Origin of the sequence: Neoalteromonas arenosi (assembly GCF_030362855.1) — a bacterium.
GTDB lineage: Bacteria > Pseudomonadota > Gammaproteobacteria > Enterobacterales > Alteromonadaceae > Alteromonas_E > Alteromonas_E arenosi.
Genome location: NZ_JAUCBP010000007.1, coordinates 1023921 through 1038941, shown reverse-complemented (window position 1 = coordinate 1038941; position 15021 = coordinate 1023921). Strand labels below are relative to the sequence as shown.

The window sequence follows — 15021 nt, the reverse complement described above, 5'->3', positions numbered from 1 at the left end:
TTCCGAGCTATGACAATTTGGGGCCTGGTTTATCAACGACGTCGTAGTTCCTAAACGATACAAGATGGCATCCCTTCTTGTGCTTTTTATTCATTCATTTTGAGTTAATGAATTCAGCTTTAGAATGTGTCATTATCAAATCATAGTTTCATATTTAGGCTACTATTTTAGCTATAAAAAAACGCAATGTTCATAAGGCGAGGGGTGCGATGAAGAAGCTTGGTGTGTTGTTCGGTAGTATGGTGATGTCTGCAAGTGTTGCAGCGTTGCCGGTCGCTAAAGAGGGGGATGCTTATATTCCAAAATCAATCACGGTCGATGCTCATTTTAGTGCTGATGCCACCGAAAAGCCTGACTTTGCGGTAATCGGTGACGATGATAGAGAGAAGCAATGGGACACCACCAGTTACCCTCATACGGCCCTCGGCCAATTAGTTATGGACGGTAGCACGTGCAGTGCGTCGCTGATCGGTGAGTATCATGTTCTGACGGCAGCCCATTGTGTCTACGATCACGACAATGGTTTTAAATTACGTGTGTTTTTCGCACCCGGTCGAGTGGGCAGTAACTTTCCATTCGGTTTATACGCAGTAACTGATATCTATTTGCCGCGCGATTACATGGTCAAGAAGGAATTTGGTGTGGGTGACCTTGCGGTGCTGCGTCTAAAAGAGCCCGCAGGCAACAGATTGGGATGGTTAGGCTATCAAGTCGTTAATTACACTACCCCAGAGAGTCTTGACCAAGTAAATGACTATTTACGAGACGCGGCTTCACAAGCTGGCAGTCAATCATCCATGCGCGATAAATACATCAATGAAGCTATTGATGAGTTAGTTTACATTCTGCCTGAATACAAAACCCACTACATGGGCTATTCGGGCGATAAAGATAACGAAATGTGGGGTGATACCTGTTTCTACCGCACCATTGACGAACCCATGGGCAATTATGAGTTAGTCCAGTCATACTGCGACTCTCAACCTGGCTCAAGTGGCAGTGGATTTTTTAACGACGATTATTACATAACGTCGGTTCGTTCATTTCAAAATGCGCGCGCTGAAAACTTTATTACCGATGCAAATGGCAATAGAACAGCGTTTGCTCGCGGTGATTGGAATGACGTTGGTAACTACAATCAAGCACTCAATCAATACGCTGTTGATATGATCCGCCGCTGGAAACAGGATGTTGTTGATGAAAACACCTATCATCAACGGTTGAATCAAAACACTACGGGACATTTGGATAACTTAAAGTCGTTTAGCGTAGTGAATAAATGTAACGAAAATGTGTGGATTGCAGTGCGGTTTAAGAACCTCCAAGGGCAATGGGTGAATCGCGGCTTTTGGGACAAGTCCTACAATGAAGATATCGATTTCCAAATGAGTTCTAGTTACTTCTATTTCACTGCGTTTAACAGTAACCGCAGCTGGGAAGGCGATGACGTAAATGTTGTTATGTACGACAAGAACTACGGTATGCAACAAGTCAATTTTAGCGAGCAAAATTACACCTTGAGGTTAGTCTGTAATTAGTCGTTTAACTGACATTAATATGAATGTAGGTGTTCAGACACCCTCCGATGATCAGGTTTTGAGCTTATTTAAAGCCCTGCGTCGGTCGGATAATGCTGCCGTGGAGCTGTGGTGTAAGCAGCATCTAAAAGATGCTCTAGAGCCGCTCCACGTGGCACTTGTGTCGGTACTGGAGCGAACTAACCCCAAAGCTGCGCTAACGGCGTTGACGCAGGTGAAAGCGACCCAACAGCCGGTATTTGTCGAGTTTCTGTGTTTATACCTTAGTGGTATCTTACTCAATCGCGCTAGCCGTCGCACGCGAGCGATGGCAAGCTTTCTCGCCGCTGAAAAACTCGCTGAAAACCAGCAAAAGGTGATTTGGCGAATTGAAGTGTTGCTTGAGCGCAGTACCTTGTTCGCATGGATGGGACAGACACTTGCTGCAACTGATGACTTAATGTTGGCAATTGCATTGCTGGCTAGTATCGATTACCCAGAAGCTCAACAGGCGAGTTGGTCTAAACTGGGACACATTAATTGGGAGCGCAATGACTATCAAAAGGCATTGGCGTTTTTCTCGCTAGCCACTGAGCAGGGGCGGACGATTCTCGATCACGATTCACTTGCAAAACTAGGTGTAGAAGTAGCCCAGTGTCATTGTGAGCTTAATCAGTATGATCAAGCGGTAGCAAGTTTAGCTAATATTCACACTGAGCAAGTCAGTACCTACACGCAGTTTCTGGTATTACTGCTGAAACTGCGCTTACTCGATTTTCACGCAAATAGCAGTTCGTTATCCACTATTAAAGCACAAATAGAACAGATCATGGATGGCAGTGAGTGGCAAAGTGCAGCATATATGGCGGCTTTGGGTGCCTATCTGGTTAATCATGAGCCGCAGCAAGCACTTGATTATTTACGCGAGGCAGAAGTGTATTTTACTAAGCACGCTTTGCTTCCGCATTTGTGGCGTTGTCGAATTCAACAAGTCTATGCCCATCACAAACTCGAGCAACAAACAGAAGCGGCACAGATGCTGATGAATGCTAAGCAGGTGGCTACAGAGACACACAATCGTCGTTTATTAGAAGTCGCCGACCAACTTGCCATTCAATTTGATTTGCCCGCGGGTCTAGAAATAAAACACAGTGTCGCAATCGCCGATGATTACAGCCGCGCAGAGAATGGCTTTTTAGTGATTGATAAGTTAGGCAAAGGTGGGTACGGCACCGTGTATCGTGCCTACGACATGGTTAAACAATGTGAGATTGCACTAAAGATTTTTGATTTTAGCGACCCAAGCTCCACTGTTATGGTGGGGGACTTAGAGCAGTCATTACAGGCAGAACTGCAGCTGATCAGTCAGTTAAATCACCCACGGTTAATTGTGCCTAAGTCATATGGCAAGGTTGATCAGTTTAGATTTTATGTAACCTCTCGATTTGTTGAGGGGAAAAATTTACGTGCACAGATATCGCAGCTGAATACCGAACGCTTACTTTTGGTGTTGTCCGATGTTGCCAACGGGCTGGTATACGCTCACCAAAAAGGCATTATTCATCGTGATATTAAACCGGAAAACATCTTAATTGATGAAGATAATCGCGCATATTTGATTGATTTTGGCAATGCGATGTCGGTATCAAGTAAATTGCACAAATCTGACGCCAGCGGTACATTGCCCTACATGTCGCCTGAGGTACTGGAAGGTAAACGCAGTAGTCCCGCCCAGGATATCTTTGCCCTGTCGGTGGTGTGTTGCGAAGCGTTGCTCGGCGCACACCCGTTTAACGACAATGTTGCGACCAGTGGGATCGCATATCGCTTTCAATTGGCAAAACTGAAAAAGGTATTGGCGCCCACATTGAATAATTCTGTGATATTGTCATTACTTATAGACGCATTGCATCCAAATGCAGCAAAGCGTCCGACGGCTATGGATTTTGTTAACGCCTTAGAAAATAAATAACTCAAATAGGAGTAGACGCTGTGCCAATTGAAATTATTGGAATATCCGGTCACCACGAAGGCAAACGTTTTTCGTTTGACGAACACAAACAATCAATCGGCTTTGGACGTAGTTCTGTCAACGACATTGTTTTTCCGGCAGATGATACCAGTATCAGTCGCCAGCATTTATCTCTGCAATTAGAAAACGACCGATACCAGGTCGCCATGCAAGCCGATAATCCCGTCTTTATCAATGATGAAGAAGCCTATCCTGATGATGAGTTGCCATTGGGTAAACATCGCCTAACCGTTGGCTTAAAAGACTCTCCTGAACAATTTGAAATCGTGATAACGTCACAAGATGAGGGGCTTGCCGTTACCGAGCCGAGCTACAAAATCAAGCAGTCTACAGCGAAGCAGCACAAGTCCTTGCGTAAAACTGTCGCAGTTGCGATTGCCGTATTAGCCGTCGTTGGATTTGTCGGTTATCAGCTACTGCATGAGACATCCAACTTATTGGACAAGCAATTACAGCTCTTAGCGGCGCAAAGTGAGAAGGCGAATGTACGGGCGCAATTCGAAGATACGGTTTTATCACAACGCGATTCGGTTTATTTGGTAGCGATTAAATCGGGTGAGCGATTAATAGGGCAAGGCACAGCATGGGTTGTCGGTGATGGTGTACTCGCAACTAATGCCCATGTCGTTGAGGGATTACAAGAAGCATTGGAGGATTCAGGTGGCGACATCGAAGCGGTAGTGATATCACCGCAAGGTCCGGATAACCTGCAACACAAAATTATTGGTATGGAGATCCACCCTCACTGGGATATGTTTAGCGAGCATCAAACTAATGTTTATCGCCTGATGGACGATGGCAGCAACCTCGATTTGACACCTGCCTATGATGTTGCATTACTGTCGGTCGACCAAGCTGATGCATTGGCTGCGCCACTCAAAATCGCGTCTAATGCCGACCTGTACGACTTGGATAGCGGTGCTGCAGTGGCTTTTGTTGGTTATCCCATGGAAGATGCTATCGGCGGTGGCTTTAACTATTCTAGCCCAACACCGCAGGTTCAGTTTGGCGCGGTCACAAGCGTTACTGACTACTTTATGGTCAGGGAATCTGATCAGCGCAATCACCTCATTCAACACAGTTTACCCGCTCATGGTGGTGCGAGTGGCTCGCCGATCTTTAATGTGAATGGTGAAGTTGTGGCATTGTTTAATGCCGGAAACGTCGTATTTGTCGAAGGGCATCGAGTGGCGACGGGGATTGGTGTTAATTTCGCCCAGCGAGCCGACATTCTGAATGAAATGTTGAATGATAGCGTTGCTCAGGTTGAGCCTCAGCGTTTGGAGTTTTGGGGACAGAGATTGTCCGAGTACAAAACACCGGCGGAGATTATCGTCAGTGATTGGCGTCGCATGCTTGCTAGCAACGGTGTTGACACGAGTAATATTCAAGAAAACAAGAAGAGTTTGGTGTTATCTGAATATCTCGAAGAGTACGAGGTTTACTATTGGGAAGGGCAAATTAATGTTGAACCCGGCAAACAAAAGCTGGTTATTGCTGAGCCTGTAAACGTAGCTGACATTGACTTAGTCTGGTTCGATCAATATGAAGATGCAGTCGTTGGTGACAACGGATCCGAACCTTTTGCTATTGGTTATTTGGATGAGGACACTGATTGGCAGGCCTTGCAAAACAACAACCTGATGGTTTATTCAGCAGAGCAAGGCGTTAGTTTCAATTTGTATGTCTACACTGTGGAATAAGCCGTTAATCCTCAATCGCGCGCTGTGCAAATGGCGAGCGCGCGAAACCCGGTAAACTGGGGTCTGTAATACTTTCGATATACCAATCGGTGACATAAGAATGAGCCTCAATAAACATATCGATGCCCTCGGGCGTTGCGATGTCAAACATTGTGTAATTGGGATGTAGGTCGCTTTCGGGGACACCTTTGGCGAAGTAAGACGTGAGATAGAAGTCTACTTTTGCAAACTCCGCAGCGTTCAGTAGGTTTTGGCGTTCAGCCGCTGGCGTGTCGAGGATTGAAATAGTGATTTGCCCGTCCGCCAAACCGACTTCTTGAAGGATTTGTGCTGCTCGAGTAACGAGAAAGCCGCCCGCGCTGTGGCCAATAAAATGAATTGGCTGGTTGCGGTCCATCTCGCCGGTAATAATTTTGCGTGCGATTATTATCCCTACTAACTCGCCCAGTGATTCAGCGCTTGGACGTATCGCTGATACATCTTGGACCATTTCCATGACGGAATAGTCTTCAGCATCAAATTCAGTATTGCCGAAACTAAATAGCGTAGTGCGCGATGGTTTTGCGATCTGGTGCCAATCGATCAACACAATATCGGGGGCTTTTTCTCCAAGACGCAGATTGAGTTTATTTTGCATATCTGCCATCCAATGGGGCTCCCCCTGCTCAGATAACTCAGCACTAACACCATCGTGCAGACCATGCGCAATAAAGATCACACCCTGCTGCGTCTTGTCAGCAGTAAACCAGCCTTTTGTATCTGGGCTGGACAATAAGCGCACATCGCTTAAACGAGTACCTACCCCTGTTTCTGGATCCTCGGGAGACATATATGCAATTAGTGCTGTGGTCACGATAAATGATGCTGCCACGACTAGCATACGGTCAAATACCAATTTAAATAAAAATGAGATGGGAGCAGATAGTCGGCGCAGCCAGCGGCCCGTAACTGTCCCAGTGATCGTCACTGCTCGTTGCTTCGCTGCGGCTTTTAACTTGTAGTAGATTTCGACATTTTTTGCTTCGTAATACCAGTCGATCACTTCACCAAGCAGCTTCTGCTCGATATCTTTGATTATTGTTTTGGCGTGCTCAATATCAGGTGAATTAATCAAATTCTCGCGATAGTGCTGCAAGATAATTTGTTGTTGGGCATATTTACCAGCACGGCGATTGAGCTCTAGAAAAGAGCCCATTTTTTGCGCCAGCACTGCGATTAATGGCAAACAACAACCAATCAAACCTAAAAAGATACCAGCGCCGGTTAAACGAATCAGGCGCTGTCCTGATTCGCCAAAAACCAAAATAAGACCAGCTACCGCCAAAAAAATGGCCGCATCCATAGATAGCGTTACGTAGCGGCTTAGGCGGTGTCGCTCGCGTTGAGCAGCGGCATGTTGTTTCTGATAATAAGCGATTTGATTGTCGAGTCGCTCGATAACATACTTGTCGATATCGGCCTGCGTCGTTGGTGACTTTTGCACGGCTGAGAGGCTATCGAGGTGTTTTGCAAATGTATAAAGGTCAGGATAGGCCTCAAGAATTTCGCCAGTAAGCTGTGGCGACACGTGTTCTGTGTGCAATCGCGAACGACTAATTTCTGCGAGCAAGCGCAACTGGATCCAGTGCGTTTTCATCGAACGCCAGCGCGTCCACCAAATGAACCCCATCAGTAATAGGGTACACGTGAAGACTATTAGTGCCATAACGACAGGAGGCCATTGACGCTCATTGCCTAATAACCAAATAAGCGGCAACAGAATGGCGAAACCTTCGAGCATAAGCAACAAACGCCACAGTTTGCGGTGGTCAGGGGCGAGTGCGGTGGAGATCTTGTCTGTTTCATCAAAGACCCCTTGAATTGTAGTGTTTTTATCTATGCCGAGGCTTTTTAAACGCTCTAATGGCCAATCCTGCATACTATTTCCTTTCTACCTTTATCCAGGTTCTGACTCTTTAACTTCATATATTTCAAGCCAATCAGACACTTCATCGATACTGACTTCACTGAGCCGTTGAATATCGGGATCAAATACGACACTGGTGGTTTTGTTCAGCTTGTCATCATTGGGCTGTTGAAAAACGCTCGCTGCGTTGACGTTAAAGTTATGCAACACACTATTTAAAACCGCGAGCATCGTACGTGATCGCTGCTCTGATATATCAAGCTCTGAGTGATTGCGAATGGCGAATATCGCCGTACCCAAAATTGGAAACGCGGCAGTAAATAGTGACGAAAACTTGTATAGATAGTAGCTTACAGGCGTATCTTTGACCGGTAAGTCAAAATAATGCTCTGCAATGTACAAACCTGCTTTCAGTAGAAGGGCTGAAGCGGTCAAGAAAAACAATGCGTGGGTGGCTTTTGACAAGCGCTCACCAATACTCTGCATCACTGATGCATTACTCTGATGGTATTGAATTTGACCTGTGAGCCAGCGGTCGGTGATAAATGAGTACGACTGATGCAGTGTGGATTGTGAATAAATACAACGCTCAAACCCAACGTAGCGATTGATTAGTTCTGCTTGTATACACACCCATTGAGCGCCACTTTCTTGATGGCCTAACACTTCTCGATACAAAAACTCACCTGAGCTACGTGCCTGCATGAATGAAAAGCAGCGTCCTAGGGGGTTTAAATAAATATTGGGCCTTATCGCCTCTGCTAAACAGCGGTTTTGTAGCCATCGCCTATGGTTGTGATGATCCTGTTTGTACAGCCAGTAAATCAATATTAAGAAGGTTGCTTCTGCACCAATGAGAGCTGCAACCAAACCGTCATAATCTTGAAAGGTTATTGCTATCGCTGCTGTAATCAATGCTGCTGCGGCAAATAAATAGATTAAAAGGTAAGTACTGCGGTGAATTGCCGCATATCTAATCGCCAATGCGTCAGCGCGCAGAAAGTAAGCATAGATTTGATGAGTCAATCGCGTCGCTGAAGGTGATTGCTTGTGATTGAATACCGTTCGAGCTCGCTCTACAGCCTGACTCGTGGTATGAACGTGTACATTTTTTCTAGAGGCTAGCTTTTTAAACCAGTCAAAAGCTTTAAACCCACGTAACTTTTCTGACCATGACACGGGTGTGTAGATGGGGCCTGAGTAGTTAAAGTCTGTATCTCTGCTTTCGTCCGTGCTCAGAAACTTGCGATCTGTAATGTGGTGCTCAAATTCATTTAGGATTAAATTATGCCTGCGCTCTTCGGATGTATCGTGCAGATTTGCTGTGTATGAGCTTGATTGCTGAATAACGCCTTTAAACAACACGAGTTGTTCCATCAACTCTACAGCGATGGATTCTGACCACTCGGTGTGCTTAGGTTGACCAACAATATTTCGCGGCGGATAGATGACTAACTCGACATCTTCGTGTGGATCTACAATAATGTGTATAACAGGTCTACCAAGGTCTCTGGCTTGTTTGATCGTAGCTGCTGAACCCGCTAAGTGAGTTACTGCTTGGGGCTTAGGTGCACCCTCGGTAACGATAATTAATAGGTCAATGTTTTCTGCGAGATACTCAGAGCAGCGATAATAGGCGCGATCTCGTGATTCTGGCGTTTTTACGTCACCGTCTATGGCCAGCACACGTGCGACTGCTTGATTATTTATGCGTTGTAATATGGTTTCAAACTCGGACCATTCGGCCTCGTTAGTTGCTTCATCGCGAGAATCATCGCGATAACCCAGTTTACAATCTTCAGGAATAAAGGGCAGAACCGCGGCCATTTCAACTAGCGCTTTTTCTTCAATGGCGGCTAACATTGGTGGGTGGGTAATCAGGCGATCTGCACCAATAGCCAGTGAGCTTGTCAGGCGTAAAATAGGTAAGGCGCCGGCTTCAGTCTGATACAAACGTTTGGCTGTTTGGTGGTTACCTGTAAAGTCCTGTAGGACGTCTGTTATTGAGCTTAAAATTTGGGTTAGCGTTTCTTCGGCTTGGCTTTGACCTTGACTTGAAAGTTTACGTGAACCGGCAATGCCAATGCGCAAGCACAAGGGGGTTCTTGGGTCGGCAACTGCTTGTTGGTAGATGCTAGCGGTTTCTTTGTCCAAAGGAGCTGCCATAGTTGGTTGACCTCTATTTTATTCGCGAATAAGTGCCAATAATTCGGGGAGTTGTTCGACGGTGTCTATATCTTTCTGTTTCTCTGATTCAGACAGATCATCCCATTCAATTAGACTTGGTGATAACCGCCGAATGGGATCTTTTTCACCATCCGTGTATTGCCACCCAGCCATTTTTTTATCGGCTATCCAGCGCTGATGTTCCATTTTGGCCAACCGCAATATAATCTCGCTATTTAGCGCTTGCGTGACCTTTTCCGGCTCTGGCAGTGATTCACCGGTCAGGATGCGACATTTAATCCCAATGTGGTCAGCTTGATTGCGGTTAGCATTCTTTAAAACTTCTGGCAGACGCGTCCAGTCTACCAAAGAAGAATTGGTTGCCTCTGTTTCGCCTAGCGCATTTTGTTTCGCGACGTAGTTATTGTGAATTGTCATGGCGATTTTGTCGTGTTTATCGCCAAACATATTATCCAGACCCGATACATCTTCACCAACACTAGCAAAATGAATATTGTCGTAGGCTAAAAATTCGTTTTCGTATTGGTTGAAACCAAACTGATGACCACTTTCAATTGCAATAATTGGGCAGGGTAGCGCCAAATCCACGAGGCTTTGTAAAGACAACAAGGTTTCGTTTGTTTCGGTAGTACAAACGTACATTATGTCATGAGTTAACTGGAGCGCAGTGTGCGTTAAACTCTGTCTATCAAGGGTAAATACTTCGTGGGCATCAAGCTCAACTAGCTCGCTCAGTGCGGGGTACATAGTTTGCAATTCAGACTTAAAAGTATTGGCACGACGGCCTACTAACTGGAGCGTCAGTTTCCCTCTCGTTCCATACACTCCAATCTCTGCAAAGCGGATCACTAGCTCAGCAACGATCGGATCATCACCGACTAACGTAACGGTTAACGATTGCTGTTCACTTAAAGGATGAATGTATGACTCCGGTCCAAAGTTATTTACCAGTAAACGCGCTGTCATCCGGTGATGGCTAACGATACGAGTACTCATTTGTGGATGGTTTATCGCGAATAATGGCAGGCTATAAAGAGCATCCATCAGCGAGTTTTGGTCGATACAACAGACTGACTTGAGCGGTTTGTCCGGCGCATTTTCCTTCAAATATTTATACGCGGCATAGAGGCTTTCAATATTTGCCGTGTCATCGCTGGCACCGGCAATAAGATATTGGGCAGCCACTAAGTTAACTGTGCGCATCAACTGCGGTTCATGTGGATTTGCATACAACACAGTGGTGCGTCGTTGATTGATTGCACCTAACAATGGGTTGTCTTTATTTGGCTCAATAACGACGGTTTGAATGCCCATTCGATTGAGTGAACGAATGGTTGGTACGATACTCTCACTCAAGCCCACAACAACAGCATGCTCAGAGAAATAGCGGATCTTAACGCGATGCCAGTAACCCCGAGCAACCGCGGCAATGGTGCGAAATAGCGTATAACTTAGTGTTGCAGGCGCTAGCCAACGAGCGATATCTAAATACAGTGGTGGTTTTAAATGATCTGGAAAATCCAGTAAGTATAGACGCGACGTTGCATACACTAGGTCAGACAATGAAGCCTTTTGGTCAAGTGAAGTAAATAGTTCCTGAAAACCCAAGATACCCAAAACAAGCGCAATAACGCCCAAGCCCCCCACGAGCAAACGCTCCACGGGGTGAAAAATCCGATTGTTTTCATCTGGCGTGCTACTCAAGGCAATTCCCTGTTTTTATAGAATTTATCCGCATTTGAGTATAACTAGGGGATACAAATAAGACAAACAACACAATAGTGTGCACTCAATAACGCGTTTCAATCCATAAGTTTGGCGATCATTAATTGATTTGGGGTAGAATCGCATTAAGATTACTCTGTTTTAATTAACGCGGTTACGTATGAAGTAAGGACGCTCATTGTTTGATATCTATGGGTCATTGATAACTAAAGCAAAGGATCTCTGATGAGATACAGTAAGATGGGTATAGTGTTGGCCCTAGGCGCATGTCAATCGCTGCATGCGGCGACACAAACCGAATTGGAGTCGTGTTTTTTACGCGAAATGAATGCCGCTGATCAAACGCGGACGATCGCGCAAGTCAAGGCTCATTGTTTGCAGCAACAAGCTTCAGAGAACGTAATTGAAGTAGACGGAATAAGCAGTACAGGTGAAAATAGAGGTGCACTGAGTACACGTTTGTCTCGTGAGCGAGTAACCGCTTTCAATCCTTATGTGATCACCCCACATAAAATGAACTATATCCTTCCAGCGTATACTACCAACGCTATAAATCGCGATGCCTATGAATTTAATGATGGTTTTTTTGAAAATCTGGAAGATCTCGAGGCCAAGTTTCAGATTAGCTTGAAAGTCCCTTTATTTGAAAACAGCTTGTTTGTAGAGGGGGACGGACTGTTTCTCGGGTTTACGCTACAAGCGTGGTGGCAAATTTACGCGGACAATATCTCAAAACCGTTTCGCGAAACGAATTATCAGCCTGAACTCTTCTATTTTACCCCCCTAGGTTGGCAACCATTTGATGGTAATACGGCAATGATTTTGGGGATCGAGCACCAGTCCAATGGACGCAGTCAAGTTTTATCGCGTAGTTGGAACCGAGTGTACGCGCAGTTCCTATATGAAAAAGATGACTTTGCTCTGAGTTTTCGTCCTTGGGTGCGCTTAAGCGAAGATCCCAAGGAGTTTGAGTTTGATCCCAGCGGTGATGACAACCCGAATATTGAAGATTTTATGGGGCATTTCGAATTAGGGTTAGCCTATAAATGGGATGAGCTAGAGTTTACCTTTCTTGGGCGACGCAACTTTGCGACCGATAATGGCTCTGCCGAGATAGGTTTTACGTTCCCATTGTTCGGTCGTTTACGCGGTTATGCCACGGCATTCTCTGGTTATGGTGAAAGCTTGATTGATTACAATTACAACCAAACGCGCTTTGGTGTTGGTATCGCGCTTACGGATATTTTGTAACTAAGAGCAAAATGCAAAATTAAAATACGACGCTCGCTGGAAGTATATAGAGAAACCGAAGCAGTCAAGTGTTATTCGTGCTATACTTTTTAAGGGTTTAACGAAAGTGAGGTGTTTTTTTGTCGTAGTTTTGATGCATGGACACATAAAAATAATCGGTCCGAATTGCATAATTAATCGAAATACAAAACAACAAGAACAAAGCGCAGTATTTTGAACGTCAAGGATATCTTGAAGGCTTTCGTAGCAACCTGAAATCAACAAGTTAAAATTTGAGGGTTACTGTGAAATTAGCAAAATTTTTTAAACGGAAGTATCCGTATTCTCCTATCGCCTATCTCGGTCGTAAAAACGTTGAGCGCATTTTTGGTGCGCGCATTATGAAGCTTAAGAAGCTTGACAAGCTACAAGCAGAGCAAGCTTCAGCTGATAGCAATTTCAATCGGGACCAGCGTAAGTCAGCGTAAGACAATAGGTGTTTATCTAACCGGTGCGGCCAGGCGCTAGATTGCATTGCGCAAACAGCGTTTGCCATATCTTTATATGCGCCATCATCGCAGCTCGATATTCTTCGTGTTCAGCCGTTAGATGCTGTCTGGCAGCCTCGCGCCAGCTTGCTGTAATCACAGGGTCGTCAATCAAGCTTTGTATAATCGGTAAAAGCTGGTAGTGATAGTGGTTAAGTTGACTTGCTATCGGTTGAATTTTATCGGCGAAAAAAAGTGAGAAGACATTGCGTAACGTAGTGGCTTTCTGCTGCTGTTGCAGACTATCGCATTGCCAATCATTGAGCAGAGATGATAACCACACATTGCTCGCCGTTAGCCATTGAATCAATATTTGTTGCGAGCGCCATTGTCTTGCTAATAAGCGAGTTTGCTCTAGCGTTTTTAAGTGATTTTCCAACTCAGTTGAATCTATCTCTGAGTTTTCTGTTGCTCGAATATCCCGCAGATACTGCCAGGCAGAAATGCTTTCATGGAAACCGTCACTGGCATCACCACTTATAAACCCGGGTGATTGTGTGAGACTCAAAAACACCTCGTCGCTAGTGGCTAGCAAATTTGAATAATTAATTGGCAGATGATTGCTTTTCAATCTGTGCAGGCTAATGAGTTTATCCTTAACTTCTCCTTGGCGTGTAACATCGATACACGCTTGCAAGCCCTGCAGTAATTCAACTTCATAAACAAATCGCTGTGAAGGTAAATGGGCTTTGCCCAGCGCTGTGTTGCGCTCTGCAATGATTGTGCTCAAGGAGCAGTCAGGTAGATTAAAAAATTCTCTGACATTAATGCTGATTGTATCAGGCTCTTGATACATCGATTGTCTGTTATTAAAGCGTTTATCGTAAACAAACGAAACTTCAAGAGCATCGACATCCAATACTCGAGCTAAACGTTGGTGGTACTCATAAAGCGCATCGGGCAGTTCTTGATGGCGTGAACAACCAGAAGCCAGTAATACCAAGAGTAGGGCGACGACATTCAGTCGACATTGCAAAAATTTAGTAGTCATAGAGCTAGTATGGGACAAATCGGCAGTCAGTTCAGCTAGCGACAAAATATTTTTTTAACGGTGACTACGCTTGCATGATTTGATCAAGTAGCAGATTAAGTTGCGGAATGTAGTCCCCGTCGAACATCAAAACATGGTTGAGAATAGGGGCTAGCTGATAAACTAAACGTCGCTTCGCATACCCCTCTGGTAAAGGCCATGTTGCTTCATAAGCGCTAAAAAAAACTTTAGCAAAGCCGCCAAATAGCTCTGCCATAGCGAGATCAAACTCACGGTCGCCAACCCAAACTGCTGGATCAAATATCACCGGTTGTTGTCGGCAAAAGCCAATGTTGCCGATCCATAAATCTCCGTGTAATAGGCAGGGCTCGGGATCATGCCCTTGCAGTATTGTAGTGATCTTTTGCCATACATCAGGGCCCATAAGCTGGGCTTTCTGAGGTAACTGGTCGGCTAAATCGACCAAGCGGTTTTGTACGAAGAAATCGACCCAGTTGGTGCTAGTGTGGTTTTTCTGTCTGGTCGGCCCGATATAGTTATCATTATGCCAACCATAATGCGCAGCGTTAATTGGCAGTTGAATGTCACGAGACCTTTTGTGCAATTCTGCGAGTTGTTGTCCCGCTTGTGACCAGAGTAATTCAGAGGGCGATTTAAAAGCGATGAACTTTAATACCAAATATTCATAGTGCTTTTGATTCTCCTGACATTGACCAAAACAAACGACCTTTGGTGTGCTGATTGCGCCGACCTTTTCGAGCGCCATTAGTCCGTCTGCTTCAGCTTGCAGCGGGGTGATCACGTCTTCAACACGGGATTCGCGGGTGCAAACTTTGACGAAAAATCGCTTTTGACTACTGCGCACAACATAAGCGGTATGATTGTGTTGCTGGTGGATCTTTTTCGCGTTCTCACAGATGAAAACCTCACCGATTTCCTGACTAATTTGATCACTGATGAAATGCCACATAGCTTCACTCAACCAATGCCTGAATCTACAGTATGGCCAATGTTAGTCGCTGCGTTGTTCTAGTTTGATCTAAAGACTAAATTTTTAGATCTTAACGGAGTAAAAATAGGTATGAGCTTTTTATTCCAATCGAATTTTGGCGTTGCATTGCATCTGGTTTGGATAAGGTTATAATCGCGTGCTCAACACCCATCGTAAGGGTGTTTTTTATT

At 45.0% G+C, this 15021-nt stretch carries 10 protein-coding genes; 5 read left to right on the top strand and 5 right to left on the bottom strand.

Annotation, left to right across the window (positions count from 1 at the left end):
* Positions 1 to 209 precede the first annotated feature (209 nt).
* From QTP81_RS11005 to QTP81_RS10995, 3 genes are read left to right on the top strand one after another with little or no spacing between them, the layout of a single operon-like run.
* Positions 210 to 1538 (top strand): trypsin-like serine peptidase, encoded by a 1329-nt coding sequence (locus QTP81_RS11005; RefSeq protein ID WP_289365504.1) that lies wholly within the window; start codon positions 210 to 212, stop codon positions 1536 to 1538.
* 19 nt (positions 1539 to 1557) lie between these two features.
* Positions 1558 to 3489 (top strand): serine/threonine-protein kinase, encoded by a 1932-nt coding sequence (locus tag QTP81_RS11000; protein WP_289365502.1) that lies wholly within the window; start codon positions 1558 to 1560, stop codon positions 3487 to 3489.
* A 20-nt stretch (positions 3490 to 3509) separates the two neighbouring features.
* Positions 3510 to 5252 (top strand): trypsin-like peptidase domain-containing protein, encoded by a 1743-nt coding sequence (locus QTP81_RS10995; RefSeq protein WP_289365500.1) that lies wholly within the window; start codon positions 3510 to 3512, stop codon positions 5250 to 5252.
* Between the two features lie 4 nt (positions 5253 to 5256).
* Here QTP81_RS10995 and QTP81_RS10990 read toward each other — a convergent pair whose 3' ends face one another.
* Genes QTP81_RS10990 through QTP81_RS10980 form a run of 3 tightly spaced genes read right to left on the bottom strand, consistent with a single transcriptional unit; the run spans position 5257 to position 11049 of the window.
* Positions 5257 to 7170, bottom strand: coding sequence for a hypothetical protein (locus QTP81_RS10990; RefSeq protein WP_289365499.1), 1914 nt, complete (start codon positions 7168 to 7170; stop codon positions 5257 to 5259).
* Between the two features lie 18 nt (positions 7171 to 7188).
* Entirely contained in the window at positions 7189 to 9324 is a 2136-nt protein-coding gene (locus QTP81_RS10985; protein ID WP_289365497.1) for a hypothetical protein, read from the bottom strand.
* A gap of 18 nt (positions 9325 to 9342) precedes the next feature.
* A complete protein-coding gene (locus QTP81_RS10980) occupies positions 9343 to 11049 on the bottom strand; it encodes a RyR domain-containing protein (protein ID WP_289365495.1) in 1707 nt (568 codons plus the stop codon).
* 246 nt (positions 11050 to 11295) lie between these two features.
* Between QTP81_RS10980 and QTP81_RS10975 the strand changes: the two genes are divergently transcribed.
* A complete protein-coding gene (locus QTP81_RS10975) occupies positions 11296 to 12321 on the top strand; it encodes a phospholipase A (RefSeq protein ID WP_289365491.1) in 1026 nt (341 codons plus the stop codon).
* A gap of 284 nt (positions 12322 to 12605) precedes the next feature.
* Complete coding sequence (locus QTP81_RS10970; protein WP_289365490.1) at positions 12606 to 12788, top strand: hypothetical protein; 183 nt, start codon at positions 12606 to 12608, stop codon at positions 12786 to 12788.
* A gap of 16 nt (positions 12789 to 12804) precedes the next feature.
* On the opposite strand, the gene QTP81_RS10965 is transcribed toward QTP81_RS10970, so the two are convergent.
* A complete protein-coding gene (locus QTP81_RS10965; protein ID WP_289365489.1) occupies positions 12805 to 13839 on the bottom strand; it encodes a DUF3080 family protein in 1035 nt (344 codons plus the stop codon).
* A gap of 64 nt (positions 13840 to 13903) precedes the next feature.
* Complete coding sequence (locus QTP81_RS10960) at positions 13904 to 14821, bottom strand: fructosamine kinase family protein (RefSeq protein ID WP_289365487.1); 918 nt, start codon at positions 14819 to 14821, stop codon at positions 13904 to 13906.
* Positions 14822 to 15021 lie beyond the last annotated feature (200 nt).

Coding starts and splice junctions, on each gene's coding strand:
- QTP81_RS11005 (WP_289365504.1), top strand. CDS start 210: ATGAAGAAGCTTGGTGTGTTGTTCGGTAGTATGGTGATGTCTGCAAGT.
- QTP81_RS11000 (WP_289365502.1), top strand. CDS start 1,558: ATGAATGTAGGTGTTCAGACACCCTCCGATGATCAGGTTTTGAGCTTA.
- QTP81_RS10990 (WP_289365499.1), bottom strand. CDS start 7,170: ATGCAGGATTGGCCATTAGAGCGTTTAAAAAGCCTCGGCATAGATAAA.
- QTP81_RS10985 (WP_289365497.1), bottom strand. CDS start 9,324: ATGGCAGCTCCTTTGGACAAAGAAACCGCTAGCATCTACCAACAAGCA.
- QTP81_RS10975 (WP_289365491.1), top strand. CDS start 11,296: ATGAGATACAGTAAGATGGGTATAGTGTTGGCCCTAGGCGCATGTCAA.
- QTP81_RS10965 (WP_289365489.1), bottom strand. CDS start 13,839: ATGACTACTAAATTTTTGCAATGTCGACTGAATGTCGTCGCCCTACTC.